Origin of the sequence: Solwaraspora sp. WMMD937 (assembly GCF_029581175.1) — a bacterium.
GTDB lineage: Bacteria > Actinomycetota > Actinomycetes > Mycobacteriales > Micromonosporaceae > Micromonospora_E.
Window position 1 is genome coordinate 5,968,672 of record NZ_CP120738.1, and the last position, 23,987, is coordinate 5,992,658.

Here is a 23,987-nt window from a genome sequence, read left to right on the forward strand (position 1 = left end):
CGCCGCCGCGGAGACTTCTCCCGGTGACGGATGCTCAGCCCGGCCGGCCCGGCAGCGGAGCCCCGGCCGCAGGGGGTAGGAGCGCACCGAGAGTCAGGAGTGACGCCATGGGGTACCTCACCACGCAGGACGGCACGCAGCTCTACTACAAGGACTGGGGTTCCGGGCCTGCCGTCGTGTTCTCGCACGGCTGGCCGCTGAACGCGGACGCCTGGGACGGCCAGCTGCTCTTCCTCGCCCAGCAGGGCTTCCGGGTAATCGCGCACGACCGGCGTGGGCACGGCCGGTCCAGCCAGTCGCCCGAGGGCAACGACATGAACGGCTATGCCGACGACCTCGCCGCGGTGATCGAGGCGCTCGGCCTCACCGACACCACGCTGATCGGGCACTCCACCGGCGGAGGTGAGGTGGCCCGGTACATCGGCCGGTACGGCACCGGTCGGGTGGCGAAGGCGGTGCTCATCTCCGCCGTACCGCCGATCATGGTGCGGACGCCCGACAACCCGGACGGGCTGCCGATGGCCGTGTTCGACGAGATGCGGTCCGGGCTCGCCCACGATCGCGCGCAGTTCTACCAGGATCTGGCGGTCAAGTTCTACGGCGCGAACCGGCCAGGTGCCGAGGTTTCCGACGGCGTCCTGCACCAGTTCTGGTCGTGGAGCATGCAGGCCGGGCTGTGGAACGCCTACCAGAGTGTGGCGGCGTTCTCGGAGACCGACTTCCACGACGACCTCGCCGTTTTCGACGTTCCCACGCTGGTCATGCAGGGCGACGACGACCAGATCGTGCCGATCGGGAACGCTTCGATGAAGACCGCCCAACTGGTGTCCGGCGCCCAGGAGGTCTACTACCCGGGCGCCCCGCACGGTATCGCCGCCACCCACCAGGACCAGGTCAACCAGGATCTGCTCACGTTCCTGAAGAGCTGAGCCCGGCACCGGCCGCGTTCGTCGGCCTGAACCGACTCCGTTGCAAGTAGCCGAGCGGTCCGTTCCGTCAGGACCGCTCGGTCCCCCCGATTCGTCTCGCACCTCACGCCGCATACCGCACGCGGCACCGGACCGAACGCGACGAGTTCGGGGGACGTCGAGCCGCTTCGACCAGCACCGCGCGGCCGAACGACGACATCCCGATCACCAGCCGCCGACCCACGAGCAGCTCGGCGTAACCGACGAATCCCAGGATCGCCGACGCCCCGCCAGCAGCACGAAAGTGATGCAGAGCAGGGTGATCGTCGTTCTGTTCCGGTCCTGGTCCAGGGCAGCCTCTCCAACGTCCGGTCAGACGGTCGATGTAACGAGTATCACCCACAGGCGCCAGTCGGCTACCGAACGCTAGACCATCACATTTCACGGTGAAGTGGAAAATTCGCCTTGGTGCCACTGGTCCGTCACCACGCACACGGACCGGATAAGATTCCTTCGCCGGGGCGGTAGCTCAGCCGGTCAGAGCAGGGGACTCATAATCCCTCGGTCGCGGGTTCGAGCCCCGCCCGCCCCACCAGGTACAGCGTTTCGCGAACCGGATCCAATTCTCGAGTGCTGCCGGTTGACGTCGCGGGCCGGCTACGTCCGCAGGGGACTACCGGCCAGCGGTTCCTGCGCTCCGGCGGTTCGGTGATCGCAATGAAGCAGGTCGGCAGCCTCCTGAAGGCCAACATCGGCGACGCGGGCAAGTGGGTGCCCGCCCGAACCGTCCCCAATCCCGTCGTGCGGATGGCGGCCCTGTTCAACAAGGAGTTCCGGGGCGGTCCTCGCCGCCGCAACCACCATGCCCGGCAAGGGCCTCGGTCAAGAAGTAAGAGGGTGCCGACAGTGGCCCACCTTCGGGTCACCGCCAGCTTTCCCGGCTCCGCTGCAGACCATCGAGGATCAGGTCGAGTCCGACGTCGAACTCGACCGCATAGGAGTAGCCGGGTGCCAGCGCCCGATGAATGATCATCTCGGCGAGATGCGGCAACTCGTCACGGGGCAGTTGCTCTAGGATCGCGCCCGCCACCTGGGTGACCTCGGCGGACGAGGTGAACGGCAGGCTGAGTTCCTGAAGGGTGAACCCGTAGACGTAGCTGTCCAGCATGGAGAGCGCGTGCGCCGCGCCGGCGACGGAGAATCCACCTGCACGTAGGCAGCCCAGCACCGCGTCGTGATGGCGCAGGGTCGCCGGGCCGGGATTGGTCCGGGAGTCCATCAGACCGATGGCCCACGGGTGCCGGATCAGCGCCGCCCGCATCGAAGCCGCCCGGTCCCGCATCGCGGCACACCAGTCGACCCCGTCCGCCGGTAGGTCGATCTCACTGAACACGACATCGACCATTCCGTCGAGAATCAGGTCCTTGTTGCGGAAGTGGTGGTAGAGCGACATCGCCTCGACGCCGAGCCGCTGCGCGAGCCGGCGCATGCTCGGCACCCCCGAACCGGCCTCGTCGGCCAGCGCGACCGCTTCGCGTAGCACCAGGTCCCTGGTGAGCGCGGTACGCCGGTTCCCGGGCGTACCGGCTGGCTCTGTGACCACGTGATCCTCCTGCCGTCATCCGCTCGGACCTCTTGACAACCTTACACCGCAAGGCTATACCTTACAGCGTAAGCCAAACGCGGTACGGGGAACTCGAGAGACAGGAGCGGGACCATGGAACCGATCGGCACCGATGGAGTCGGCCAGCCAGGTGCGGGCCGGCGGATCTGCGTCGTCGGCGCGTCCGGGAAGCTCGGGCGGTACATGGTGCGGCACGCGCTGGAGCGCGGGTACGAGGTCGTCGCCGTGTGCCGCGAGAAGAGCGTGCCCAAGCTGTCCGAGTTCGACGGATCAATCACCGTGGTCCCCGGTCCGACCAACTCCCGTACGGTCATTGCCGAGGCGGTGCGCGGCTGCGACGCCGTGCTCACCGTGCTGGTGCCGTGGGGGGTGCAGAACTACGCTTCAGGCACCGCGCAAGCGGTGCTCGACTACGCCGAGCCCGGTACCCGGCTGATCTTCTCCTGTGGTTGGCACATCACCCGCGACGGCCGGGACGTCTACCCCCGGGGGTTCAAGCTCTACACGACGGTCTTCGGCTGGCTGGCAAAACTGCTGCGGATGGTGGACGTCAACGACCAGGTGCAGGCCTGCCAACGGGTGTTCTCCAGCGGCACCGACTGGACCGTCGTACGCGGCAGCGACCTCGAGGAGGGCGACAGCCAGGGCCTGCCGGTGTGGAGCCGGCACGTGGGTGACCCGGTGCTGGCCAGCAACCTGACCCGGCGCATCGACTACGCCCGGTTCATGGTCGAGGCCGTGGACGACGACACCCTCATCCGGGAGGCCCCGGCCATCGTCGGTCGGCTGACCCCGTCTGCCCTCGCCCATGCCGGTCGACCGCAGTGACAGGCGTGGCCCAGCCGGTACCGACCACCGCGAACGGTGGCGTACCGGCTCGCCAGCCCAGTGTCCGAGGTCGGACAGGGCTGCGACGGCGGTCTCAAGATCCCCGTCCTACCTGGTCAGCGGCGTGGTGGTCGGGATAGCGTCCGGATTGCCCGGCGGGGACGCCCGCAGGTATCCATCGTCACCGACGGTCGTCGCGACCACCCCTCGGTCCGGCGACGCGAACCGGACGGCGCCCCGGTCCGCGCGGCCGGATCGCAGCCGGCGTCGAATCCGGGGTGTACTCGCCGCGGCGACGGCCCGCGCTGCTGGCGGTCGCCGGGCTCACGTTGATCCCGAACGCAAACGCCGCCGAGAACCCGTTCGAACGGGGTCCGGCACCGAGTTCGTCCAGTCTCGCCGCCGCCCGGGGCCCGTTCGCGACGTCCCAGGTGACGGTGTCGTCGCGCGATGCCAGCGGGTTCGGCGGCGGCACGATCTGCTTCCCGACCAGTGGCGACTAAGGCACCTTCGGTGCGGTGGCGGTCGCCCCCGGCTTCACCGCGTCTCGGTCGAGCATGGCCTGGTTGGAACCCCGGCTGGCATCACAGGGGTTCATTGTATTCAATATCGACACCATTACCCGCTCCGACCAGCCGGCGAGCCGCGGCCGGCAACTTCTCGCCGCGCTGGACTTCTTGGTTGAGCGGAGCCCGATTCGAGACCGGGTGGACCCGGACCGGCTCGCGGTGATGGGTCACTCGATGGGCGGTGGCGGTGCGCTCGAGGCGGCCGAGTCGCGCCCGACATTGCGAGCGGCGATTCCGCTCACCCCGTGGAATCTCAACAAGAACTGGTCGCGGGTGCAGGTCCCAACGATGGTGATCGGCGCCGAACGAGACACGATAGCCTCGGTATGTTTCATTCCGAGCCATTCTTCGACAGCCTTCCCTCCGATTTGGACAAGGCATATCCGGAGCTCAACGACGCCTGCCATTTCGCACCGAACATTCCGAACGCTACCATCTCGTCGTTCAGCGTGGCATGGCTGAAGCGCTTCGTCGACGACGACACCCGCTACGAGCAGTTTCTCTGCCCACCGCCCCGACCCGACGGAGAGATCTCCGACTATCAGGACACTTGCGCCCGCGCGTCCTGAGCCCACGGTGAGCCCGGCCGGCGCGTACCGCCGACCGGGCTCACCGTGGGCTCACCGCACCCCACGAATCAGCGACCGCAGCAACTGTTCGGTCAGGTCGAGGTCCGGCTGCCGGCCGGCGAGCAACTCCGCGTGGATGGCGGACTCGACGATCCGGATGTAGAAATACGCCAGCGCCTCCGGTGCGGCAGGGCTGGCCAGCTCCGGACCGAGCACGTCGACAAAGATGTCCGCCCGGGCACGGATGAACCGCCGGTGCACCCAGCCAGGCTCGGCGAACAGGACCCGGGCCGCCGTCTCAGGTTCGTCGGCGAGGAACTGCCGGAACGGCGCGGACCGACGCACCGGGGCGGCGTAGCGCATGGTCACCTCGGTACGCCGTCCACCCCGGTCCGTCGACGTGCGCCACACGCTTCGGCCAGTTGACGGCTGCCGAGCCACCACAGAACCTCACCGAGCAGCCGGTCCCGACTGCCGGTGACCCGGTAGAGCGTCGCCCGGCTGACCGCCAACGCGTCGGCGAGCCCGCCCATGTCGATGGTGCCGTGGCTGAGGAAGTACCGGCCGCCACCGCGTACCACCGTCTCCTCGCTTACCACCCGACGGGGTACCGGACTCCGGACGACTGAGATCTGTGCGGTGTTGCCATTGCCGTGTCGCGTGCTGCTGGCCGGGCGGACCCGGATGGCCATTGACCCCATACTCTGGGCACGTTCCGTGATCGGCAATGGTTCGAGGCATCGCCATAATCGATCTGGCCAGCGGATACTCCGCCAACATTTGGTGACTCACCGCAATCTGCCCGACTCGACGGACGGGTGGAACCGCGCCGCGCAGGAAGGCGGCCGGCATAGATCAAGCAACCAGGAAGAAGCAGCCGACCGGTTGGCGGTGTAAAGATCCATGCACTTCATTCCAATCGGAAGGCAGGCTTGCCATGAGCAACGAGACGGTGGTTCTCCTATTTCCCATCGCCGTGGCGATCATCATGCTCGGACTCGGCCTCACCCTGACAATGGAGGACTTCCGCCGGGTCCTGCGATACCCGCGGGCCATGGTGGTCTGCCTGGTCAGCCAGATGCTGGTGCTGCCAGCGCTCTGTCTCGGTCTGGTCTTCGTGCTCGGCCTGCGCCCCGAACTGGCGGTCGGCATGATGCTGCTCGCCGCCTCACCGGGCGGCAGTACGGCGAGCCTCTACAGCCACCTGTTCAAAGGCGATCTGGCGCTGAACATCTCGCTCACCGCAGTCAACTCGGTGCTGGCGCTGTTCACCCTGCCGGTGATCGTCAACCTGTCCGTCGCCGGGTTCATGGGGTCGGACAGCTCGATCGGGCTCCAGTTCGACAAGGTCATTCAGGTGTTCGCCCTCGTGCTGATCCCGATCTCCATCGGCATGGCGGTCCGGCGGCGGTTCACCAGCCTCGCGATCCGGTTGGAGCGGGCGGTCAAGGTGCTGTCCGTCCTCGTGCTGCTGATGATGATCGCCAGCGTGATCGCCGGTCTCGGCGAAGAGGTGTTCGACGTCCTTGGGGAGATCATCCTCGCCGTCGTGCTGTTCAACCTGCTCAGCATGACGATCGGTTACTTCGGCCCCCGGCTGTTCCGGGTCGGCGAACGCGAGTCGATCGCCTCCGCCTTCGAGATCGGCCTGCACAACGCCAGCCTGTCGATCACCATCGCGATGACCCCGACGCTGCTCGGCAACACGGAGATGGCGATGCCCTCGGTGACGTACGGGTTCGTCATGTTCTTCACCGCCGCTGTCTTCGGCTTCATCGTCGCCCGGCGCGTCCCGGCGGCCAGCGCGACCGCCGAGCGGGCGGCGCCGTCCAGCCGAGTCTGACCCCCCGCTGACCCTGATGTGACCCAGGGCCCGAAGGCCGGCGCCGGCACCGGAGCGACCACCCGGTGCCGGCGCCGGCCTCCGGCCAGGACCGACGACACCGCAGCACCGCGCCCACGACCCGCCAGCCGCTGGCGAGTGCACCCTGGATAGACGGGCTGTCGCGATGGTCGCCGGCGACGAAAGATGCCACTGCTAACCTGCGCCGACGCGCGCCGCGTGCCACGCGGCGGCACAGCCGAAGGCAACGCGCCGACGCTGGCTGCGGAGAGTCGCCGGCTGCGGAAAATCGGCGGGCTGCCACAAGCCCGGCGAGCCCGGCATCGACGATGACGACCTGCGCCGCGACGGCCGTCCGGGAAAGCTCCCCCGTTTGGACTCGAACCAAAAACCTGCCGGTTAACAGCCGGCTGCTCTGCCAATTGAGCTACGGGGGACCGCTGCGTAGCCGGCACCGGATTTCTCCGGCCGCCCGGCGACGGGACAAGAGTACAGGACGCCACCGCCTGATGGGCGACCGGGTTCGCCGCCCCGGACCGAACGGGTTCACGGCACGGCCCGGCGGTCGAGATCCACTAAGAATCCTATCGAAAAGGACAAAAGACCGAGTTGTCTGCGCTGACGCGTGAGAAGGGAGCAGGATGGGTAGACAGCACCGGACAGATGACGAAGGCACGACCGGGTCACTCATCGGCCAGCCGGCACCGAACCGGACCGACGGCCGACGGGTACACCGGGTCAGGTACGGAAGGAGCCGCCATGCGCGGAAAACTTTGGTTCATCGGCGGGGTGGCCGTGGGCTTCGTCCTGGGCGCCCGCGCGGGCCGGGAGAAGTACGACGAGCTGGTACTCAACGCACGCAAGGTGATGGACCACCCGACGGTGCAGGAGGCCGCCGGAGTGGCGCAAGCTCAGGCCAACCGGATCTACGCGGAGGGCCGGGAGCGGCTCAGCCACACCCGGCTGGGCGAACGCCTCAACGGCCACGACCACCTCACCACCCCCGACAGCAATCTCGCCGACGCCGGGACGGGCACGGCCTCCTCGCCCGGGTCCACCGGTGCGACGACGGCCGGGAGCAAGCCAGGCAAGGGCACCGGGTCCGGCGGCAGCGCCAGCTGACGCCGGCAGGCACCGTCGAGAACGCGGCGTACGCGTGGGTCGGTCACCCCGTTGCCGGGGGTGACCGACCCACGCGTCGTCCCGGTGTGTTCGCCGCCGCTGGTCCGGCGGCGGCAAGGTCAGTCCCGGCTGCTGGAGAACGCCGCGTCGAACGCCGCCGTCGGGGCGTCGAACGCCTGCTGACGGACGAACCGCAATGCCTCGGGGGCGCCGACCAACCGGTCCATCCCGGCGTCCTCCCACTCGACCGAGATCGGTCCGTCGTAGCCGATCGCGTTGAGTGCCCGGAAACAGTCCTCCCACGGCACGTCGCCATGCCCGGTGGAGACGAAGTCCCAGCCCCGCCGCAGATCCGCCCAGGGCAGGTGGGAGGCGAGCCGGCCGCGCCGACCGTCGCCGGTACGGACCTTCGCGTCCTTGCAGTCGACGTGATAGATCCGGTCGGCGAACTCGAGGATGAAGTTGACCGGGTCCAGTTCCTGCCAGACGAAGTGCGACGGGTCCCAGTTGAGGCCGAACGCCGGGCGGTTGCCGATCGCCTCCAGGGTGCGGCGGGTCGTCCAGTAGTCGTAGGCGATCTCGCTCGGGTGCACCTCGTGGGCGAACCTGACGCCGACTTCGTCGAACACGTCGAGGATCGGGTTGAACCGGTCTGCGAAGTCCTGGTAGCCGCGTTCGATCATTTCCGGCGGCACCGGCGGGAACATGGCCAGGGTGTGCCAGATCGACGAGCCGGTGAAGCCGATGACGGTGTTGACGCCGAGCTTCGCGGCGGCCCGGGCGGTGTCCTTGATCTCCTCGGCGGCACGCTGACGGACGCCTTCGGGTTCCCCGTCGCCCCAGATCCGGGCGGGCAGGATCCCCTGGTGCCGCTCGTCGATCGGATGGTCGCAGACCGCCTGGCCGACCAGGTGGTTGGAGATCGCGAACACCTTGAGGTTGTACTTGGCCAAGGTTTGCAGCTTGCGTTCGACGTAGTCGTCCTCGGCGAGCGCCCGGTCGACCTCGAAGTGGTCGCCCCAGCAGGCGATCTCCAGGCCGTCGTAGCCCCACTCCGAGGTCAGCCGACACACTTCCTCGAACGGCAGGTCGGCCCACTGGCCGGTGAAGAGCGTGATGGGTCGCGCCATGGTCCTTCTCCCGTTGTCGTCACTGGGATTCCATCCCGCGCCGCAGGTGCGGCGCCTGGTTGGACCGGTGCGAGGTGACGGCCCGATGAGTACCGGCGTGGAACTACCCGGTCGTGGTACACCGACCGGTGGTGCGGGCAGCGGACACCGGCCGGCTGGTCACGACGGCATCCGGCACGCTCACCGTGCCGGCGCGACGCTTCCCGACCGGGCGGGTTGCGCCTCCCGCCCGGACACCGGCCCGGGGTACGGGCCTGCCCGCACCACTCTAGGCCGGTCGCCGGCCGCCGCGATAGAGGCAGCCGAGGTACGGGCCGACAGGGTACGACGCCAGCGGGTCAGGAGCCTGGCGGTCAGTAACCCCACTCGGCGAGCGGCTTCTCCAGCACCCGGTCCACCGCTGCCAACTGCTCCGGACTGAGTTCCCGGTGGTACGCCGCCCCGCGACCGCTGTGGAACTCGTACCGGCGGAAGCCCCGCTCGAACGCGGGCGACCAGTCGAGGCCGAGAAAGTCCAGCATCCGGGCTACTTCGTCGCGCGGTGCGACCAGCAGGTCCTCGTACCGTACGTCCAGCCATTGGCCGGCCGGGTGGCTGGCCCGAGCCTCGGCGAACGCGGCCATCAGCATCTTCCAGCCGAGCGCGGCCAGCACCGGAAACGACCGGTCGGCTTCTTCCCACTCGGCCCGCAGGTCAGCCGGCAGCGGGCCGAGGAACCAGTTGTCCGGCCCACGCCAGCCGTCCCACCAGCCCATCTGCAGCCACGAGTTGGCCACCGCCCGTCCGTCGCGGACCACGTTGACCACCCGCAGATCCGGGTACGCGGCATGCAGCCAACCGGTGCGGGGCCAGCCGGTGACGTGTTGCAGCAGCACCTGGCAGCCCTGCCGCTCGACCCGGCGGTCGAAGAAGGCGCGCAGCCGCCGGCCCACGTACGGGGTGAGGTCGTCGGCCCGCAGGTCCCGGCACGGCCTGGAGTAGCCGGCCATCACCTGCCGGTCGATCAGCCGGTACGCCTCGGACGGCGCCACTCGCAGCCGGCCGCGTTCCAGCAGGCGACGGCTGTGCCCGAGCGAGGTCATCCCGGCCGGCCGGGGCGTCGAGCGGCGGTAAAGCCGGCCGTTGCGGCGACCGGCCAGGTTGAGCCGGGGCAGCTTGTCGTCCAGCCCGGACACGAAACCGACGGCTGGGTGCCGGGCCAGGATCTCCTGGACGAGGGTCGATCCGCACCGTCCGGTGCCCACGACGACGGACAGCATCGGGTCAGCCTTCCTTGCTCGGTGTCGTGGCGGGGACCGGCCCGCCCGGTACCCCGGCCGGCCCGCTCTGGACCGGCCCGCCCTGGACCGGGGGCGCTGCGGGTCGCCGTACCGGGTAGCCGAAGCGGCGCAGCAGCGGCAGCGTCACCGCGGTGGCCACCGCGAACGACCGGCCGGGCAGCGCCCGGACCCATTCGGCGTCGTCGCTGACCGGGACCGCGCCGGTACGGTGCCGCGCCGGGTTGCCCGCCACCGAATGGGTGGGGGCCAGAGTGACCCGGCCTTCGGCGTCCACCGGCAAACCGGCCGGATCCAGCCCGGCGAACAGCGCGATCCGGCGCAGCTGACCGGCCGGGTCGGCAACCACGTCCTCGTACCGGATCCGCAGGTAGCGGTCGGGTCCGGCGGCTTCGAAGAACCGCGCGGTGGCGGCGTTCCACACCCGCCACAGCAATGCTGCCTTCCACACCGGCGGGCGGCTCATCAGCTTGCGGTCCGCCGCGCCGTCCAGTCCACGCCGACGCCGCCAGGAGAAGGCGGTACCGCGCGGGTCCCGGACCAGGTGCAGCACCCGCAGGTCGATGCCGGGCAGGTCACGCAGCAACGCGCCGTACGGTGGCAGCTTCGACGAGTCGACCACCACCACCGGTCCGTCGCCGTTACGACTCACCTGCCGGGCGACCGCCGGATAGACCGCTGCGATCGCGGCATCGTCGGCGTGGTGCGGCACGGCCCGCCGGCCGGCGCCGGCCCGGCGCAGCATGGCTGGCAGGTCCCGCATCCGCAGCCTGGTCCGCAGTCGTCGGGCTATGCCGGCGGCAGCAGCCGGGTCGGCGGCAAATGCCGGACCAGCAGCGGTTGCCAGCTCGGCGGTGACCGCCCGCCATACCGGACACGCGTCGAACGGCGCGCCGCAGCCGCAGGGACGGTTGTCGACCATCCCGCGCTGCCAGAGGTAGCGCAGCTCGCCGGCGGCGAAACAGCCGTCCAGCTGCCCCAGGACGGTGGTGATCAGGGTACTGCCGCTGCGACCACTGCCGGCCAGGTAGAGCACCCGGACCGGAGGACTCGACGGGCCGGACACTGCAGCGGCAGCGGCCGTACCGGCAGCAGCGGGCGTACCGGTCATCGTCTGGTTCCGGCCGGGGCGGTCAACGCCGCGGCCAAATAGGCGTCGCGGAGCCGGCTCAGGTGCAGGGCGGGCGTGAAGTCACGGTCGATCTTGTCCCGGGCGGCCCGGCCCATCGCGTACGCCCGGTCCGGGTCGGCGACCAGCCTGCCCAGCGCGTCGCCGAGCGCCACCGGGTCGTCGGCCGGGACGGTCTCGCCATCGACGCCGGGACTGATCAGCTCCGGCAGCCCACCAAGGTCGGTGCCGACCACCGGCACGCCGCAGGCGAACGCCTCGAGCACCGCCATCGGCTGGTTCTCGTGCCAACGGGACGGCACCGTGACCGCCGCCGAGGACCTGATCAGGTCGTGCAGCCGGGACTTGTCCAGCCGGCCGTGGAACCGCACCCGGCCGGGTGCCACCCGGTCGGCGAGGGCCCGGACCGCAGGCAGCGCGGGTCCATCGCCGGCCACGTGGACGGGCACCTGCCGGGGCAGCCGGGCGGCCGCCTCGACCAGCGTGTCCACTCCCTTCTCGGCGGAGATCCGGCCGGCGAAGACCACTCCCCCGCCCGGCGAGTCCTTCACCGCCACGGCGGCCGTGTCCACGAAGTGGTTGATCACCCGTAGCCGGTCCGGGTAGACGCCGGCTCGGCGCATCACGTCGGCGAGGAACCGGCTGGGGCTGACGAACACCCCGACCGGACCATAGGCCTGTGACTTTCTGTGTATCCACGACTCCACAGCGAGTAGCGTACTGGCGGATACCGATCCGTCCTTGCACCTGCGCCGCGCGGCGTGTAGCGGACCTCCATCGACGCACGCCGCACAGACCTTTCCCCGGTCCAGCAGTTGGTAGCTGGGGCAGGCGAGCTTGTAGTCGTGCATGGTCAGCACGCACGGCACCCCGACGTCGCGGGCGGCGGCGAGCACCGACGGAGACAGCTGGTGGTAGATGTTGTGCAGGTGGATGACGTCCGGCCCAAAGTCCTCGATCACCCGGGTCAGCCCGCGGCGGCTCGCCGGCGACCAGATCATCCGACCGGCGACGGCCAGCCGGGGGCGCAGTCCGCGCGGCGCCGGTTCCAACTCGACGTGCGGCGGGAAGTGCCGGGCGTACGGCAACGGCCCGTCGTTGTCCGGGTGGGTCATCCCGAAGTACGCAACCTCGTCCCCGGCGGCGCGCTGCAGATCGGCGAGGTCGATCAGATACCCCTCAGCGCCACCCCGACGGTACAAAAACTTGTTCACATGGAGGACACGCATCAGTCCGGCCCGCTCGCTCGATACCGGGGTGTGGCCACCCGGTTATGGTGGCGCAGGGCTCCCGCCCTGGCTGCTGCCTCACGCTATGCACCCACGCCGGGTTAGTCCAGTACCGAATCGCCAACTAGCTGATCGGATGATCTTGTGTGGCTGACCAGCCTGCGTTCTGGCGTTTCGCCCCGATCGGTGGGTAGCCTGACCGCGGCCCGACCTCGCCCCAGCCTGGCCACAGCGGCTGGTGACGTACCCGAGGAGGACCGGTGAACGACGACGAGCCTTCCACCCTGGCCTGGACCGTGCGACGAATCGCCCGGCACGCCCGATGGATCCGCACCGAAGGACTCCGCCGCCTCGTCGAGGAGGACCGGCTCAACCCGGTCGACCGGGCCACCACCGCGTGGACCAAGCTGCGCTGGCGACACCAGCACGGCGTACCCCGTGGTCAGGCCACCCCGGTCTACCTGGTCGGCCTGCAGCGGTCCGGCACCAACATGCTGGTCCGCGGGCTGGAGAACGCCGGCGAGTTCGAGGTCCGCAACGAAAGCGACCGGCGGGTCTTCCATCGTTTTCAACTTCGCGACGACGCGGTGCTGACCACCGTGGTGAACCGGAGCCGACACGCGTACGTCCTAGTCAAACCGCTGTGTGAGAGCCACCGGGTCGACGAGTTGCTCGCCCTGCCCGGGATGGCGCCGGGTCGGGCGGTCTGGGCATGGCGCGACGTCGACGACCGGGCCCGCTCCGAGGTGGCCAAGTTCGGCGACGCCAACCTGCGGGCGCTCGCCGCCATCGCCGACGGCACCATCGGCCGCCGCTGGCAGGGCCAGCGCCTCGACGCGGACACCTACGAGCTGATCCACGGCTTCGACTACCGACGGATGGACCGGCACACCGCCGCCGCTCTTTTCTGGTATGTCCGGAACACCCTCTACTTCCGCCTCGGCCTGGACCGCCGCGACGACGTGCTGCTCAGCTCGTACGACGCGTTGATCGCCGATCCGGCCCGGCAGATCAGCCGGCTGTGCGATTTCCTCGGGATCGCCTACCGCCCCGACCTGTCCGCGCACATCGCCCCCCGCACCCCCGCCCGGCAACCGCTGCCGATCGACCCGGCGGTCCGTACGCTCTGCGACGAACTCACCGCCCGACTGACCGCCAGCGGCCGCCCACAGTCCCCCACCACCCCACCTCAACAAGCCGACACCGACCGGCGTGCCCCGGTGAGCGTGGAAAGGACCGACCATGGCTGAAGCCCTCGCGCCGGCCACCGCCGAAGTGACGCAGTTGCCGACGGCGCCCATCTTCCTGGTGGGCTGCCAGCGCTCCGGCACCACCTTCCTGCGGCTGGTGCTCGACTCGCACTCCCGGATCTCCTGCGGACCGGAGACCCGGTTCCTGCCGGACCTGCGACGTATCGTCGGCTCCGACTGGGAGCGGCTGGCCCGCTTCGGCTTCACCCGGGAGGACTGGCTGAGCCGTATCGCTGACTTCTTCGGAGGTGTGCACGCCGACTACGCCGCCGGCCGGGGCAAGGCCCGGTGGGCCGACAAGACCCCGCTGTACGCGATCTCGCTCGACTTCGTCACCGAGGTCTTCCCGGACGCGCAGATCGTGCACGTGATCCGGGACGGCCGCGACGTGGTGGTCTCGCACCGCAAGCGGTTCGGGTACTGGTCTGCGGTGAAGTGCGTCGTCAAGTGGCCGCGCTACATTCGTACCGCCCGCGCGGTGGGTGCCACCCTGCCGGCTGACCGCTACCACGAGCTGCGCTACGAGGACGCGGTACGTGAGCCGGAGAAGTCGATGCGCGCGCTGTTCGAGTTCCTCGGCGAACCGTGGGAGGAAGGCGTGCTCGACTACGTCGACAAACCGCATGACGTGGCCGGAAAGTACACCAGTGAGGCGGACCGACGCCGCGCCTCCGCCGGCACCGACTCGGCCATCTACCGGTCCCGCGTCGGCAGCTACCGCCGGGAGCTGGATCCGTTCCTGCGGCTGCTCGTCGCGGTCTTCTCCGGGCGGATGCTGCGCGAGCTGGGTTACCGATGAACACTGCGACCCGGCCGAACACCGTGGCCCGGCGCTGGGTGGCGGCGGCGCTCGGCGGGCTGTTGCTCCTTGCCGGCTGCACCAGCGCCGACGAGGACACCACCCCGCCACCGGTGCCGCCGACCGGCGCGCCGCTGCCGAGCCTGCCGCCGTACCCCGAGGACACCCACCCGTTCGGCGCGCACTGGGACTGGAACCGGTACGACGAGTTCCTCCCGTACCTGCGCAAACTGTCCGGGTCCGCCACCTACCAAGAGATCAGCTGGTGCAGCATCGAGCCGACCCAGGGGCAACAGGACTGGTCGGCCCTGGACCAGATCGCCCAGCGCAGCCGGGAACTCGGCATCATGCTGAACATCAAGATCCGGACCGAGATGTGCTGGACCACCGGTGGCACCCCGGAACACGTCCGCGGCCAGGCCAACAAGACCGAGTCGACGATGCCGCTGGACATGGCCGCCTATCGGCAGTTCGTCGGTGACGTGGTGCGCCGCTACACGCCCTACGGCGTCCGCCAGTACGCGATCGAGAACGAGGTCAACGCCCCGCAGTACTGGCGCGGCACCCCCGAGGAGTACGTCGAGCTGGTCACCGTCGCCGCTGAGGCGGTGCATGCCGCGAACCCGGAGGCGGTGGTCGTCGACTCCGGCATCAGCAGTGTCGCGTACGGCTTCGGGGTGGTCGACCGGCTGGTCCAAGCCGGCCGCGACGACGAGGCGATCGCCGCCTACAACGCGTACTTCAAGCGGCGGATCGGCACCCGGGGCCGCAAGATCCCCGAGGTGGACACGATCGAGACGCTACGGACCGCGCTCGACAACGAGACCAACGTACGCAACGTCGCCTTCCTGGCCGCCACCGAGCAACTGATTGACGACGGCGTGGTGCAGCTGCGTCAGGTGCACTACTACGAACACTTCGACGGCGTACCGGCGCTGCTGGACTACCTGGCGGCGGAGAATCCGGCCGACGTGCCGATCGAAGCGTGGGAGGTCGGGCAGTTCTGGCGCGACGGTGACGGTGACGACGTCAGCCGGGCCGAGGAGGTCGTCAAGGTCTCCACCATGCTGCTGGCCGGCGGTATCCGGCAGGTGATGTGGCTGCCGCTGGGCTACAACCCGAACAACCGGGCCGGCAGCGAGGTTCGCTACGGCCTGCTCGACCCCGATGGTACGGAACGTGAGGCTGGCCGGATGTTCGAGAGCCTGGCGGTGGCGGCCCGTGGTGCGACCGTCACTCCGGTCCGCCGGGACGGGCTGATCGGCGTCGCGTTCCAGCAGGGCGGGGAGAGCACCCTGGTCGTCTGGTCCGGTGAGGTCAACGACGCGGTGCGGGTGTCTGCGGTGCCGAGCCTGCACGCCGGGCCGGCCGGTGCCTCGCCGACCAAGACAGCGGCCGAGGTGACCGTCACCGACCGGCCGGTGCTGTTGCGCGCCACCGGCACCCCGGAGTCGATCCTCGCCGACGTCGACTGATCAGCCGTACCCCCGGCGGTGGAGAATGGTCAGGATCTCGCGGCGGACCTGCCGCGGCTCGGTCACCAGCCGGCGGTGTGCGAACCGCACCACCTGGATGCCGACAGTCGCCAGCAACGCGTCACGCCGTAGATCGATCTCACGCTGGGCAGGACTGCCGTGCGAGGCGGCTCCATCGAGCTCGAAGTCGATCCGTTCCCGCTCGGCGTACACGTCCAGGTAGATGGTGCGGCCGCCGACCCGGACCGGATACTGCCGCTGGAATTCGGGCATCCCGGCACCGACGAAGACGTGCTCGTGGCCCCAGATCTCCAGCTGGCTGCGGCAGCCGGCGGCGAGCTTCGCCAGCAGCGTCCGCAACGCGGCCCGGTCGGTGAGTCGCGGCAGCTCATTGAGAGTTGCGCAGATCCGGTCCGCGTTCGTCCACCTGTCGTTGACAGCCCGGATCAGCGGAGCCGGCCGGTCGGCGGCCGGCAGCAGCGGCCAGGACTCGACAAGACTCCGTTCCAGCCGCGTCACCGGCGCCTCGTCGCGTACCACCACCTGCGGCGGACCGACGGTGAACGCCGGTCGATGGTGCACGGTCAGGCCGGCCTGGCTGCGAATTCCCACGCCGATCGGCACCGTCAGGTGCAGTACCTCGGCAGTGGGTTGCTGGCGCAGCCCCCAGAGATCGAGTGCGGTGGTGTGGCTGAACGCGACCCGACCGTCGGCGTGGGCCAGCACCGCATGCCGACGCAGCTGCGGTGCGAGCAACTGGATCGACGACACTCCGCCACGGTCGTCGTCGATCAACTCGGTGGTGACGTAGACGCCCGGCAGAACGCGCCGCAGTCGACCGGCGCGTACCGCGTCGTCCAGCGCCCAGCGCGGCACCATCTGAAGGGCTTGGCGACGGGTCACCACACCGCCGCTGCGCCGGCACAGCTCCTCGATCACCTCGTTCATGCCCGGCTACGATGCCGCGACCTCAGCCATCAGACGACCCAGGTAGAGCCACGCTGTGGACAACTGCTCGACTGTGGATCGGGTGGCGGTTTCCTCGGCGACGCGATACCGGACCATGATCACTTGATGCTCTGCTGGGCGCTCACCGGCGTGTCGGCCGAATTTCCGTCATCTGATCATGAGGGGCAGCTACTGATCATGAGGCAGCGGGCTGCTACTCGGGATCGGGCCGGCGGTCGTAGGCGGCCAGAGTCGCCTTGTTAGTGCTGGCATTTTGGAATACCAGCTCCCACGGGCCGGTGTTGACGTCCATCTCCTTACCGAACCCGATCCACTTTCCGGTCAGCCGACGCCCGGTAGGCTCGGCCAGCAGTTGGATCGCACCCTGGTACCGGGCGCCGCGGTAGTAGCCCTGCGGCGCGGTCTGCTCGATCCAGGTCCCGGTGACCACGTTGCCGTCGACGGTCAGGTCCATGGTGAGCGGCGCGTCGGAGGAACCAGGCAGACTGCGCACGGTGAGCCGGTCACCGTGCTGCAGCAGCACGACATAGTGCCGACCGGTGAACGTGGCACCACGACCGGAGCTGTGGTACTCGTACCGGGACAGCCACACTCCGGAGTAGTTGCCGGTCGTCGCGGTCCATGGGGCAGGGCCACCGCGCGGCACCGGGGTGGACGCCTGCCCGGTCGCCGACATCTGAGCACCCCGAGCTCCGTCACCGCCCTCGCCACCCCGGCCGCCGGCTCCATCCCCGCCGGCGTCGGCGCTGCGGGCACGCGGGACCGCCACAGTGAAGCCGAGCGAGCTGATCGGCAGGCCGGTGACCGATTCCAGGGCACGCGCGTACGCCGGACGGGGCGAGGTGATCGCCCCAGCCTCCCAGCGTTGCACGAGGCGCTTGTTCGCATCGTTGGGCATTCCGGCGCGATCCCCTGCCTGCCGCAGCGCGCGGGCGAAGTCGTCCTGACTCATCAGCAGGCCCATCCGCACAGCCCGCAACGTCGCGTTCGGAGTGGTCGTCATGCGAGTGATCGTAGCCCTTGTGTCGCCGGAATGTCGCCCTGCAGGTCGCCGGAACGTCGTCATGGAAGCCGTCGCGCGGGGCGACAATTCGGCGACATCCTTGTCTTCGTGGCAGCCGGCGCGACCGCTGGCGCGAGCAGGCAGGAGACATGCGATGGCAGAGGTTCAGATCCTGGTGATCGGGCCACGGCAGCTACCCGCCAGCGGGACGGTCGAGGTGTTGGCCGACGCAGGCAGCGGCGCAACTGGACAGCGAATCAAGGTACCGGTGACCGACCTGCAGACAGCCGAACTGGACAGTGGATCAGGCAGTTCGGCTGTCTACGTACTCCGCCCCTGTGGCTGATGCGACAGGGCACGAGGGCTCGCCAGCGAGTGAGCGGGTCAGCCGGGCGGCTGGAGGAGGAAGACCGGGTGGCGGTCCGCTTCGGCGAGGAACGCGGACGGACCGTCGCCGGGGGTGGCGTCGAAGGTCTGCCGGACGAACGGGATGAACCCGAACGCGCGGCGGTAGCGATGCAGGACGTCCAGTTTGGTCTCGCCGTCGACCTCGACGAGGCCGACGGTGCGGAACCGCTTCCCGCGACCGAGTTCGGCGCGGCCGTTGGCGCGGATGTTGCGCACCCACTGCGTGACACCGAACGGTGAGACGAGCCAGGCGAGGTCGGCGTGCCGCAGCGTGACGACCGGCACGGTACGCGACAGGCCGGTGCGCCGGCCCTGGGTACGCAGCAGGGTCAGCGGCCCCATCGGCACCCCCCAACTGAGTAACCGGTACGGGATTCGGCTGACCCGCTCCACCCCGACGGGCAGGGCAGCGGCGTTCACGACGGGGCCACCGTGGTGGTGGCTTCCCGTTCGGCGAGGCGGCGGGCGGCCTGGCCGAGCATCCGGCCGTTGAGGCGGATCGACCGGGTCCGGGGCAGCAGCCGGGTCATGATCCGCATCGACCGACCCGGGATGTGGGTGGGCCGACCGCGCAGGAACGCGGCCACGCTTTCGCGTACGGCGTTCTGGACCGGCTGGGGCCGGATCGGCATCGCCGCACGGTCGATGCCATAGGCGTCGATGATCGGGGTGTCGACGTTGCCCGGCAGCAGCACGGTGACGTCGATGCCGGCGGCGGCGAGCTCGTGGTGCAGGGCCTCACCGAGGTTGAGCACGTAGGCCTTGGCAGCACTCTCGTGGGCCATGTTGGGCAGCCCGTGCACCGCCCCGAGGGCCGACACGAGGATGATGCCACCCCGGCCGCGGGCGACGAACCGCCGCCCGAAGGCGTGAGTCAGATTCAGATGCGTGGTGGCGTTGACCGTCAGCCGGCGGTGCAGGTCGGCGAGGTCCTGGTCGAGGAGCAGGCCAGGGCGACCAGTGCCGGCGTTGGAGATCAGCAGGCCCACGTCGAGATCCTCGGTCGCGTCGACGAGCTCGGCGACGGATCCGGCCAGGCTGAAGTCGACGGTGACCACCCGGCAGCTGATGCCGTGGGCGCGGGTCAGCGCGGTGGCGAGTGTTTCGAGCCGGTCGGTGGACCGGGCCGCCAGGACAAGGTGCAGACCGGCTGCGGCGAGGTGCTCGGCGAAGGCCCGGCCAATACCGGACGAGGCACCGGTGACCACCGCCCACGGACCATAGGATCTGATTTCAACCATGATTTAGACTGTAGTCTGGATTCTGATCCAGGACAAGCGGATAGGCTGTGTCAACGTGAAGACCCCTCCGGCTGACCTCGCGCGACGCCTGCTCGACATCAGCGAGCAGGTGCTCCACGGCGACCCCGCGCCCCGGCTGGAAGACATCGCGGGGATGGTCGGGGCATCGCGGGCGACGTTGTACTACTACTTCGCGGGGCGCGACGACCTGCTCACGTACCTCCTGACCGCGCACGCCCAGGACGGAGCCCAGGCGGTGCAGGCCTCAATGGACCCCACCGACCCGCCCGAGCGGCGACTACGGGCGATGGTGACGGCTCTCGCCAGCTACTTGTCGCAGCACCCCGGGATCTGCGCCGGCCTGCTCAGCGCCCTCGGTTCCACCGGCCGGATGACCGACGTCATGGCCGCCAACGACAGATGGATCGCCGGCCCGCTCCGGGAACTCCTCGCCGAAGCAAAGGCCGACACAGACGGCGCAGTCACCGTCGCAGACATCGCCAACGCTGCCGACACCGCCAACGCCATCCTCGGCGCGTTGCTGCTCGCCGTTCTCGGCCGGTCCGTCGCCGGGGCCGACCCCACTGACGCCCGGTTCCGCGACCAACTCACCGACCAGCTACTGCACGGCGTACTCACCCGTGCACCAGCCGACGGATCCTGAACCTGGCCTCGCCGCCGGATCATGATCAGTTGATGCTCTGCTGGGGGCCTGTCGGCGTGTCGGCCGAATTTCATCATGTGATCATGAGGAGGTGGGCTCCCACGGGCCGGTGTTGACCTCCATCTCCTTACCGAACCCGATCCACTTTCCGGTCAGCCGACGCCCGGTAGGCTCGGCCGGCAACTGGATCGCACCCTGGTACCGGGCGCCGCGGTAGTAGCCCTGCGGCGCGGTCTGCTCGATCCAGGTCCCGGTGACCACATTGCCGTCGACGGTCAGGTCCATGGTGAGCGGCGCGTCGGAGGAACCAGGCAGACTGCGCACGGTGAGCCGGTCACCGTGCTGCAGCAGCACGACATAGTGCCGACCGGTGAACGCGGCACCACGACCCGAGCTGTGGTACTCGTACCGGGACAGCCGAACCCCGGAGTAGTTGCCGGTCGGCGCGGTACGCGTGGGCAGAGCCGCCGCGCGGCACCGGCGAGATCGTGCTCGAAGTCCACATCTCGCCCTGCGCTGCACAAGCATATGAAGTAGCGGTATGCATCCGCTGTACTCTGCGGCATGTGAAACTTTCAGGAGATACTTGGCGGTGAACCATGACAGAAACTGGTGAAACAGCCGAAACCGTCGCTGCTCACCTCCGTGAGGAGATCCGGACCGGCGAACTCGCCGAGGGCGACAAGGTACCCACCACCAGCGCCGTGATGAACAGGTTCGGCGTCGGCAGAGGAGCAGCGCAGCAGGCGCTGAACGTGCTGCGGGCGGAAGGACTTGTCACCTCGCGACGCGGTGCCCCCGGCATCGTCAAGGGCTGGTTCGCCCGGCTCGAACGGGTCATGCCAGATCGCCTGGGCCACTCGGAACAGCCGGGACGGACCATCCAGCAGCATGACGCAGGCGATCGTCCGATACGCACCGACGTCGAGGTCGATGAGCTTCCGGCACCCGACTTCGTAGCCGTAGCCTTCGGCATCGACGAGGGCGATCCGGTGGTGCGCCGCAAGCGAGTGCACTGGGTGGAAGGTCGACGCGTCCAGATATCGGCGTCCTACTTCCCCGTCGAGCTCGCACGAGGCACGGCGATCGTCTACAAGAACTCCGGACCCGGCGGGGTGTACGGCCGGCTTGAAGATCAAGGGTGGAAGCCGACAAGGTTCGAAGAGCGGGTCGTCTCGTCCGACAGGAGTCCCCTCAGCCAGTGACGTCGTTACTGAAATTCCTGGTATGGGGCCGAGACGCAGGGAGACACGCGATGGCAGGAGTTCAGATCTTGGTGGTCGGTCCACGGCAGCCACCCACCACCGGGACGGTCGAGGTGTGGGCCGACGCCGGCAGCGGCGGGTCCGGGCAACGGATCAACGTACCGGTCACCGATCTGCAGGTGGCCGAGATGGACAACGGCGCTGGTACGTACGCGATCTATCTTTTTCGCTCCCGTCACTGAGCTGACGGACGCGGGACGTGTCCTGTCAACTCCGGGGCGACCAGGTGTGCGGCCAGCCGAGCAGGTCGGCGAGGTCGGCGTTGTGCGGGGCGAAGTAGCTGCCGAGCTGGGCGCGCAGTTCGTCGGTCAGCTCCCCCGGCCCCTGGTCGGTGCGCCGGGTGTGCTGGGCGAACCCCGCCGGGGTGAACGGATCCAGGTCAAGGAAGCGCAGCACCCGGTCGTAGACGCCGGCCGGGTCGACGTACATGTCCTCGCTGCGCAGCACCAGCAGCCGATCCGCCGGTAGGACGGCGTACCAGCGTTGCAACTGCTCGGCGTAACGGCCCCGGGCCAGGTACGAGTGGTTGCGCAGCGCGGTGTGCGCGGCCGGACTGCCCGGCCCGTCGCGCAGCGCGTCGGCCAGCCGCCGCTCCTCGGCGGCGACCGCGTCGGCGAACGACAGTGGTTCGGCGCCGTACGAGCGGGTGTGCAGGTAGTGCGAGTAGGCCCGCTCGACCGGGTCGCGTAGCAGGGCGATGCAGCGGGCCTGCGGCAGGTCGGTGGCGACCCGGGCCGGCACGCTCGGGTGAAACAGGTAGTACGGACTGGCCTCGAAGCTGCGGACCCCGGCCGGGCGGGCCGGGAAGTGCGCCTGATACCAGCGTTCCCCGCGTCCGTGGTGGATGCTGAAATACTGCAGTTCCTTGCCGGTGGCCGGGCGCACCTGCGGATGGGCAGCGAGATAGTGGTGCAACGAGGTGGTGCCGCAACGTTGTCCACCGATGATCAGGAAGTCCGGCAGGGCACCCAGCTGGCCGGGCACCATCGTGCGCGCCCAGGCCCGCGCCCCGCGTACCGTACGGCGCAGCCGGTCGGTAGTCCCCCGGTTGCCGGTCATCGTGCCGCCTCCTCCAGGTTCGCCACCGGTGCACCGGGCCGGTCCTGGCCGGCCACGCCGCCCGATCCAGCGTCGGCACCCCCACGACCGGCACCACGCCGGCCGCCCCGGCGCAGGGTACGCAGCACCATGACATCCTCCCGGCTCAGCCCGAACGCCAGCACCACGCCCACGTAGACGGTCACCACCACCGGCAGCCCGACCAGCAACTGCTCCGGCCAGCCGGGCAGCAGCAGCCGGACCACCAGCCCGGCGGCCAGCGCGACCAGCCCGGCGGCGAGCCCTTTGAGCATGCCAACGGTCACCGGCACCGCGTGGATCAGGGCCCGCACCTGCAGCACCCGGGCGACGTTGACCACCGCCAGGGAGATCGCCCAGGCGACCGCCGCGCCGATGATCCCGTACGCCGGGATCAGCCACAGGTTGAGCAGGATGTTCAGCAGCAGCGCGGCGATGTTGTCGTACATGTTGATCGCCACCCGGCCGGACATGTTCAACACCGTGCCGCACGGCCCGGTGGCCGCGTTGACCAACTGCCCGACCGCGAGGACCAGGGTGACCGCAGCGCCGGCGGCGAACCCGCCGCCGAAGACCGTCAGCAGACTCTCCGGGAAGACCAGCAGCGCCACGAACGCCGGCAGCGACAGCCGCACCACCCAGCCGGTGGCGGCGCCGTAGATTCGCCGTACCTCGTCGGCCCGCCCCTGGTGGTGCAGGTACGCCAGGTACGGCCCGAACGCGGCGTTGATCGGGGCCAGCACGAAGATCGCCACGGTGACCAGCCGGGTGGCGACGTTGTAGACACCGATCTCGTCGTTGGCGAAGAAGCCGAGCATCAGGGTGTCGACCCAGATCAGGCCGGTCGACGACAGCGACGACACCCAGCTGACCGTGGAGAAGCTGAACAGTTGCCGGGGCCGGTAGACGACCGGGCCCGGCGCGACCCGGCGCATCAGCCGGGCCAGCGCGCCGAGGGCCAGCAACGCGGCCGACCAGCCGGCGATGACCAGCGCCCAGTAGCTGCCGGTGACGCCGGCGCCGAGGATCAGGGCCAGCGCGGTCAGTAGGAGCCGGGTACCCGGTTCGTAGATCTGCCCGATCAGGGTGAACGGCCGCTGGGTGCGCCAGCCCCGGGTGGCGGCGAGCGCCGCCTCGCAGACGGTCAGCGCAGGCAGGGTCAACGCCACCAGGCGCAGCCCGGTGACCAGGCCGGGGTCGTGCAGCGCGGCGGCCAACGCGGGGGCGGCCACGGCCAGCGCGACCGCGATCGCGGTCGCCGAGCCGGCGGAGATGGCCAGGCCGAGCCGGATGGTGCCACGGATCGCGGCCGGGTCGTCGTCGGCGAGGTGTACGGCGACGAACCGGGTCAGCCCGGCCCGGAACCCGGACAGCGACAGCAGGCTGAGCAGGGCCAGTACGGCGTAGCACTGGGCGTACTGGCCGACTTCGCTGATCCCGAGGAACCGGGCCAGCAGCAGCATGACCAGGAAGACCGCGCCCTGGTTGAGGATCGCCCCGACCAGGTTGAGTCCGCCGCCGCGGGCCATGCCGCGGATGTGCTGGTCGCCGGAGTCAGGGCCCGACGGGGTGCCGGCGGCGGAGGCCGGGGGCGGCTCGGCCGTCACG

General features: G+C 69.6%; 26 protein-coding genes, 2 tRNA genes and 3 pseudogenes. 15 read left to right on the plus strand and 16 right to left on the minus strand.

Going from position 1 to position 23,987, the window contains the following annotated elements; genetic code table 11:
* Positions 1–107 precede the first annotated feature (107 nt).
* Both O7621_RS26290 and O7621_RS26295 read left to right on the plus strand, forming a co-directional pair.
* Positions 108–929: an alpha/beta hydrolase gene (locus O7621_RS26290; protein ID WP_282231698.1), complete on the plus strand. Its 822-nt coding sequence runs from the start codon at positions 108–110 to the stop codon at positions 927–929.
* A gap of 497 nt (positions 930–1,426) precedes the next feature.
* Positions 1,427–1,503, plus strand: a tRNA-Ile gene (locus O7621_RS26295).
* A 327-nt stretch (positions 1,504–1,830) separates the two neighbouring features.
* Here the strand turns inward: O7621_RS26295 and O7621_RS26300 are convergent.
* Entirely contained in the window at positions 1,831–2,511 is a 681-nt protein-coding gene (locus O7621_RS26300) for a TetR/AcrR family transcriptional regulator (protein ID WP_282231699.1), read from the minus strand.
* 114 nt (positions 2,512–2,625) lie between these two features.
* On the opposite strand from O7621_RS26300, the gene O7621_RS26305 reads away from it, so the two are divergent.
* The 4 genes and pseudogenes from O7621_RS26305 (at position 2,626) to O7621_RS26320 (ending at position 4,498) form a co-directional block, all read left to right on the plus strand.
* Positions 2,626–3,360, plus strand: coding sequence for an NAD(P)-binding oxidoreductase (locus O7621_RS26305; RefSeq protein WP_282231700.1), 735 nt, complete (start codon positions 2,626–2,628; stop codon positions 3,358–3,360).
* A 278-nt stretch (positions 3,361–3,638) separates the two neighbouring features.
* Positions 3,639–3,863, plus strand: coding sequence for a hypothetical protein (locus O7621_RS26310; RefSeq protein ID WP_282231701.1), 225 nt, complete (start codon positions 3,639–3,641; stop codon positions 3,861–3,863).
* 54 nt (positions 3,864–3,917) lie between these two features.
* Positions 3,918–4,187 (plus strand): annotated as a pseudogene (locus O7621_RS26315) (alpha/beta hydrolase); the annotation flags it as partial.
* Between the two features lie 68 nt (positions 4,188–4,255).
* Positions 4,256–4,498: a hypothetical protein gene (locus tag O7621_RS26320; RefSeq protein WP_282234827.1), complete on the plus strand. Its 243-nt coding sequence runs from the start codon at positions 4,256–4,258 to the stop codon at positions 4,496–4,498.
* 51 nt (positions 4,499–4,549) lie between these two features.
* Here O7621_RS26320 and O7621_RS26325 read toward each other — a convergent pair whose 3' ends face one another.
* Both O7621_RS26325 and O7621_RS26330 read right to left on the minus strand, forming a co-directional pair.
* Positions 4,550–4,861, minus strand: a complete 312-nt coding sequence (locus O7621_RS26325) for a QsdR family transcriptional regulator (protein WP_282234739.1) — start codon at positions 4,859–4,861, stop codon at positions 4,550–4,552.
* A gap of 2 nt (positions 4,862–4,863) precedes the next feature.
* Complete coding sequence (locus O7621_RS26330; RefSeq protein ID WP_282231702.1) at positions 4,864–5,097, minus strand: hypothetical protein; 234 nt, start codon at positions 5,095–5,097, stop codon at positions 4,864–4,866.
* A gap of 338 nt (positions 5,098–5,435) precedes the next feature.
* Between O7621_RS26330 and O7621_RS26335 the strand changes: the two genes are divergently transcribed.
* Positions 5,436–6,341, plus strand: coding sequence for a bile acid:sodium symporter family protein (locus O7621_RS26335; RefSeq protein WP_282231703.1), 906 nt, complete (start codon positions 5,436–5,438; stop codon positions 6,339–6,341).
* A 103-nt stretch (positions 6,342–6,444) separates the two neighbouring features.
* Here O7621_RS26335 and O7621_RS26340 read toward each other — a convergent pair.
* Both O7621_RS26340 and O7621_RS26345 read right to left on the minus strand, forming a co-directional pair.
* A pseudogene (locus O7621_RS26340) lies at positions 6,445–6,592 on the minus strand (amine oxidase); the annotation flags it as partial.
* Between the two features lie 113 nt (positions 6,593–6,705).
* A tRNA-Asn gene (locus tag O7621_RS26345) sits at positions 6,706–6,778 on the minus strand.
* A gap of 322 nt (positions 6,779–7,100) precedes the next feature.
* Between O7621_RS26345 and O7621_RS26350 the strand changes: the two genes are divergently transcribed.
* Complete coding sequence (locus O7621_RS26350) at positions 7,101–7,463, plus strand: hypothetical protein (RefSeq protein ID WP_282231704.1); 363 nt, start codon at positions 7,101–7,103, stop codon at positions 7,461–7,463.
* Positions 7,464–7,582: 119 nt separating this feature from the next.
* On the opposite strand, the gene O7621_RS26355 is transcribed toward O7621_RS26350, so the two are convergent.
* The 4 genes from O7621_RS26355 to O7621_RS26370 all read right to left on the minus strand — a co-directional run bounded on the left by O7621_RS26355 (position 7,583) and on the right by O7621_RS26370 (position 12,213).
* A complete protein-coding gene (locus O7621_RS26355; protein WP_282231705.1) occupies positions 7,583–8,593 on the minus strand; it encodes a sugar phosphate isomerase/epimerase family protein in 1,011 nt (336 codons plus the stop codon).
* A gap of 353 nt (positions 8,594–8,946) precedes the next feature.
* Positions 8,947–9,852, minus strand: a complete 906-nt coding sequence (locus O7621_RS26360) for a sulfotransferase (RefSeq protein WP_282231706.1) — start codon at positions 9,850–9,852, stop codon at positions 8,947–8,949.
* A gap of 4 nt (positions 9,853–9,856) precedes the next feature.
* The gene (locus tag O7621_RS26365; RefSeq protein ID WP_282231707.1) at positions 9,857–10,981 is read right to left on the minus strand and encodes a sulfotransferase; all 1,125 of its coding nucleotides are present in this window, start codon (positions 10,979–10,981) and stop codon (positions 9,857–9,859) included.
* On the minus strand, positions 10,978–12,213 hold the full coding sequence (locus O7621_RS26370; protein WP_282231708.1) for a glycosyltransferase: 1,236 nt from the start codon (positions 12,211–12,213) through the stop codon (positions 10,978–10,980). Before O7621_RS26370 ends, O7621_RS26365 begins: the two co-directional genes overlap by 4 nt.
* Before the next feature lie 275 nt (positions 12,214–12,488).
* Here O7621_RS26370 and O7621_RS26375 point away from each other — a divergent pair, with 275 nt between their 5' ends.
* From O7621_RS26375 to O7621_RS26385, 3 genes are read left to right on the plus strand one after another with little or no spacing between them, the layout of a single operon-like run.
* Positions 12,489–13,478, plus strand: coding sequence for a hypothetical protein (locus tag O7621_RS26375; protein WP_282231709.1), 990 nt, complete (start codon positions 12,489–12,491; stop codon positions 13,476–13,478).
* Complete coding sequence (locus tag O7621_RS26380; protein WP_282231710.1) at positions 13,471–14,277, plus strand: sulfotransferase; 807 nt, start codon at positions 13,471–13,473, stop codon at positions 14,275–14,277. The genes O7621_RS26375 and O7621_RS26380 overlap by 8 nt, the downstream gene beginning before the upstream one ends.
* Positions 14,274–15,752 (plus strand): hypothetical protein, encoded by a 1,479-nt coding sequence (locus O7621_RS26385; RefSeq protein WP_282231711.1) that lies wholly within the window; start codon positions 14,274–14,276, stop codon positions 15,750–15,752. The genes O7621_RS26380 and O7621_RS26385 overlap by 4 nt, the downstream gene beginning before the upstream one ends.
* Here O7621_RS26385 and O7621_RS26390 read toward each other — a convergent pair whose 3' ends face one another.
* Both O7621_RS26390 and O7621_RS26395 read right to left on the minus strand, forming a co-directional pair.
* A complete protein-coding gene (locus tag O7621_RS26390; RefSeq protein WP_282231712.1) occupies positions 15,753–16,700 on the minus strand; it encodes a DUF559 domain-containing protein in 948 nt (315 codons plus the stop codon).
* Between the two features lie 214 nt (positions 16,701–16,914).
* Complete coding sequence (locus O7621_RS26395; protein WP_282231713.1) at positions 16,915–17,724, minus strand: XRE family transcriptional regulator; 810 nt, start codon at positions 17,722–17,724, stop codon at positions 16,915–16,917.
* Between the two features lie 154 nt (positions 17,725–17,878).
* Between O7621_RS26395 and O7621_RS26400 the strand changes: the two genes are divergently transcribed.
* Positions 17,879–18,070, plus strand: coding sequence for a hypothetical protein (locus O7621_RS26400; RefSeq protein WP_282231714.1), 192 nt, complete (start codon positions 17,879–17,881; stop codon positions 18,068–18,070).
* A gap of 38 nt (positions 18,071–18,108) precedes the next feature.
* Here the strand turns inward: O7621_RS26400 and O7621_RS26405 are convergent, their stop codons facing one another.
* Complete coding sequence (locus tag O7621_RS26405; protein WP_282231715.1) at positions 18,109–18,552, minus strand: nitroreductase family deazaflavin-dependent oxidoreductase; 444 nt, start codon at positions 18,550–18,552, stop codon at positions 18,109–18,111.
* Positions 18,549–19,373, minus strand: a complete 825-nt coding sequence (locus tag O7621_RS26410) for an SDR family NAD(P)-dependent oxidoreductase (RefSeq protein ID WP_282231716.1) — start codon at positions 19,371–19,373, stop codon at positions 18,549–18,551. The genes O7621_RS26405 and O7621_RS26410 overlap by 4 nt, the downstream gene beginning before the upstream one ends.
* A 55-nt stretch (positions 19,374–19,428) precedes the next feature.
* On the opposite strand from O7621_RS26410, the gene O7621_RS26415 reads away from it, so the two are divergent.
* Positions 19,429–20,037: a TetR/AcrR family transcriptional regulator gene (locus tag O7621_RS26415; RefSeq protein ID WP_282231717.1), complete on the plus strand. Its 609-nt coding sequence runs from the start codon at positions 19,429–19,431 to the stop codon at positions 20,035–20,037.
* 96 nt (positions 20,038–20,133) lie between these two features.
* On the opposite strand, the pseudogene O7621_RS26420 reads toward O7621_RS26415, so the two are convergent.
* A pseudogene (locus tag O7621_RS26420) lies at positions 20,134–20,481 on the minus strand (XRE family transcriptional regulator); the annotation flags it as partial.
* A gap of 155 nt (positions 20,482–20,636) precedes the next feature.
* Between O7621_RS26420 and O7621_RS26425 the strand changes: the two are divergent.
* Positions 20,637–21,242: a GntR family transcriptional regulator gene (locus O7621_RS26425; RefSeq protein ID WP_282231718.1), complete on the plus strand. Its 606-nt coding sequence runs from the start codon at positions 20,637–20,639 to the stop codon at positions 21,240–21,242.
* Positions 21,243–21,292: 50 nt separating this feature from the next.
* Entirely contained in the window at positions 21,293–21,484 is a 192-nt protein-coding gene (locus O7621_RS26430; RefSeq protein ID WP_282231719.1) for a hypothetical protein, read from the plus strand.
* A gap of 25 nt (positions 21,485–21,509) precedes the next feature.
* On the opposite strand, the gene O7621_RS26435 is transcribed toward O7621_RS26430, so the two are convergent.
* Together O7621_RS26435 and O7621_RS26440 are read right to left on the minus strand one after the other, a co-directional pair.
* Positions 21,510–22,361 (minus strand): sulfotransferase, encoded by an 852-nt coding sequence (locus O7621_RS26435; RefSeq protein WP_282231720.1) that lies wholly within the window; start codon positions 22,359–22,361, stop codon positions 21,510–21,512.
* Positions 22,358–23,986 carry an oligosaccharide flippase family protein gene (locus tag O7621_RS26440; RefSeq protein WP_282231721.1) on the minus strand — a complete coding sequence of 543 codons (1,629 nt, stop codon included), beginning with the start codon at positions 23,984–23,986 and terminating at the stop codon, positions 22,358–22,360. Before O7621_RS26440 ends, O7621_RS26435 begins: the two co-directional genes overlap by 4 nt.
* Position 23,987 lies beyond the last annotated feature (1 nt).

What these genes read in the sequence shown, in the direction of transcription:
- O7621_RS26290 (WP_282231698.1), top strand. Translation starts at nt 108, where the DNA reads ATGGGGTACCTCACCACGCAGGACGGCACGCAGCTCTACTACAAGGAC.
- O7621_RS26305 (WP_282231700.1), top strand. Translation starts at nt 2,626, where the DNA reads ATGGAACCGATCGGCACCGATGGAGTCGGCCAGCCAGGTGCGGGCCGG.
- O7621_RS26320 (WP_282234827.1), top strand. Translation starts at nt 4,256, where the DNA reads ATGTTTCATTCCGAGCCATTCTTCGACAGCCTTCCCTCCGATTTGGAC.
- O7621_RS26325 (WP_282234739.1), bottom strand. Translation starts at nt 4,861, where the DNA reads ATGCGCTACGCCGCCCCGGTGCGTCGGTCCGCGCCGTTCCGGCAGTTC.
- O7621_RS26335 (WP_282231703.1), top strand. Translation starts at nt 5,436, where the DNA reads ATGAGCAACGAGACGGTGGTTCTCCTATTTCCCATCGCCGTGGCGATC.
- O7621_RS26350 (WP_282231704.1), top strand. Translation starts at nt 7,101, where the DNA reads ATGCGCGGAAAACTTTGGTTCATCGGCGGGGTGGCCGTGGGCTTCGTC.
- O7621_RS26355 (WP_282231705.1), bottom strand. Translation starts at nt 8,593, where the DNA reads ATGGCGCGACCCATCACGCTCTTCACCGGCCAGTGGGCCGACCTGCCG.
- O7621_RS26360 (WP_282231706.1), bottom strand. Translation starts at nt 9,852, where the DNA reads ATGCTGTCCGTCGTCGTGGGCACCGGACGGTGCGGATCGACCCTCGTC.
- O7621_RS26365 (WP_282231707.1), bottom strand. Translation starts at nt 10,981, where the DNA reads ATGACCGGTACGCCCGCTGCTGCCGGTACGGCCGCTGCCGCTGCAGTG.
- O7621_RS26380 (WP_282231710.1), top strand. Translation starts at nt 13,471, where the DNA reads ATGGCTGAAGCCCTCGCGCCGGCCACCGCCGAAGTGACGCAGTTGCCG.
- O7621_RS26385 (WP_282231711.1), top strand. Translation starts at nt 14,274, where the DNA reads ATGAACACTGCGACCCGGCCGAACACCGTGGCCCGGCGCTGGGTGGCG.
- O7621_RS26390 (WP_282231712.1), bottom strand. Translation starts at nt 16,700, where the DNA reads ATGAACGAGGTGATCGAGGAGCTGTGCCGGCGCAGCGGCGGTGTGGTG.
- O7621_RS26395 (WP_282231713.1), bottom strand. Translation starts at nt 17,724, where the DNA reads ATGACGACCACTCCGAACGCGACGTTGCGGGCTGTGCGGATGGGCCTG.
- O7621_RS26400 (WP_282231714.1), top strand. Translation starts at nt 17,879, where the DNA reads ATGGCAGAGGTTCAGATCCTGGTGATCGGGCCACGGCAGCTACCCGCC.
- O7621_RS26410 (WP_282231716.1), bottom strand. Translation starts at nt 19,373, where the DNA reads ATGGTTGAAATCAGATCCTATGGTCCGTGGGCGGTGGTCACCGGTGCC.
- O7621_RS26425 (WP_282231718.1), top strand. Translation starts at nt 20,637, where the DNA reads ATGACAGAAACTGGTGAAACAGCCGAAACCGTCGCTGCTCACCTCCGT.
- O7621_RS26430 (WP_282231719.1), top strand. Translation starts at nt 21,293, where the DNA reads ATGGCAGGAGTTCAGATCTTGGTGGTCGGTCCACGGCAGCCACCCACC.
- O7621_RS26435 (WP_282231720.1), bottom strand. Translation starts at nt 22,361, where the DNA reads ATGACCGGCAACCGGGGGACTACCGACCGGCTGCGCCGTACGGTACGC.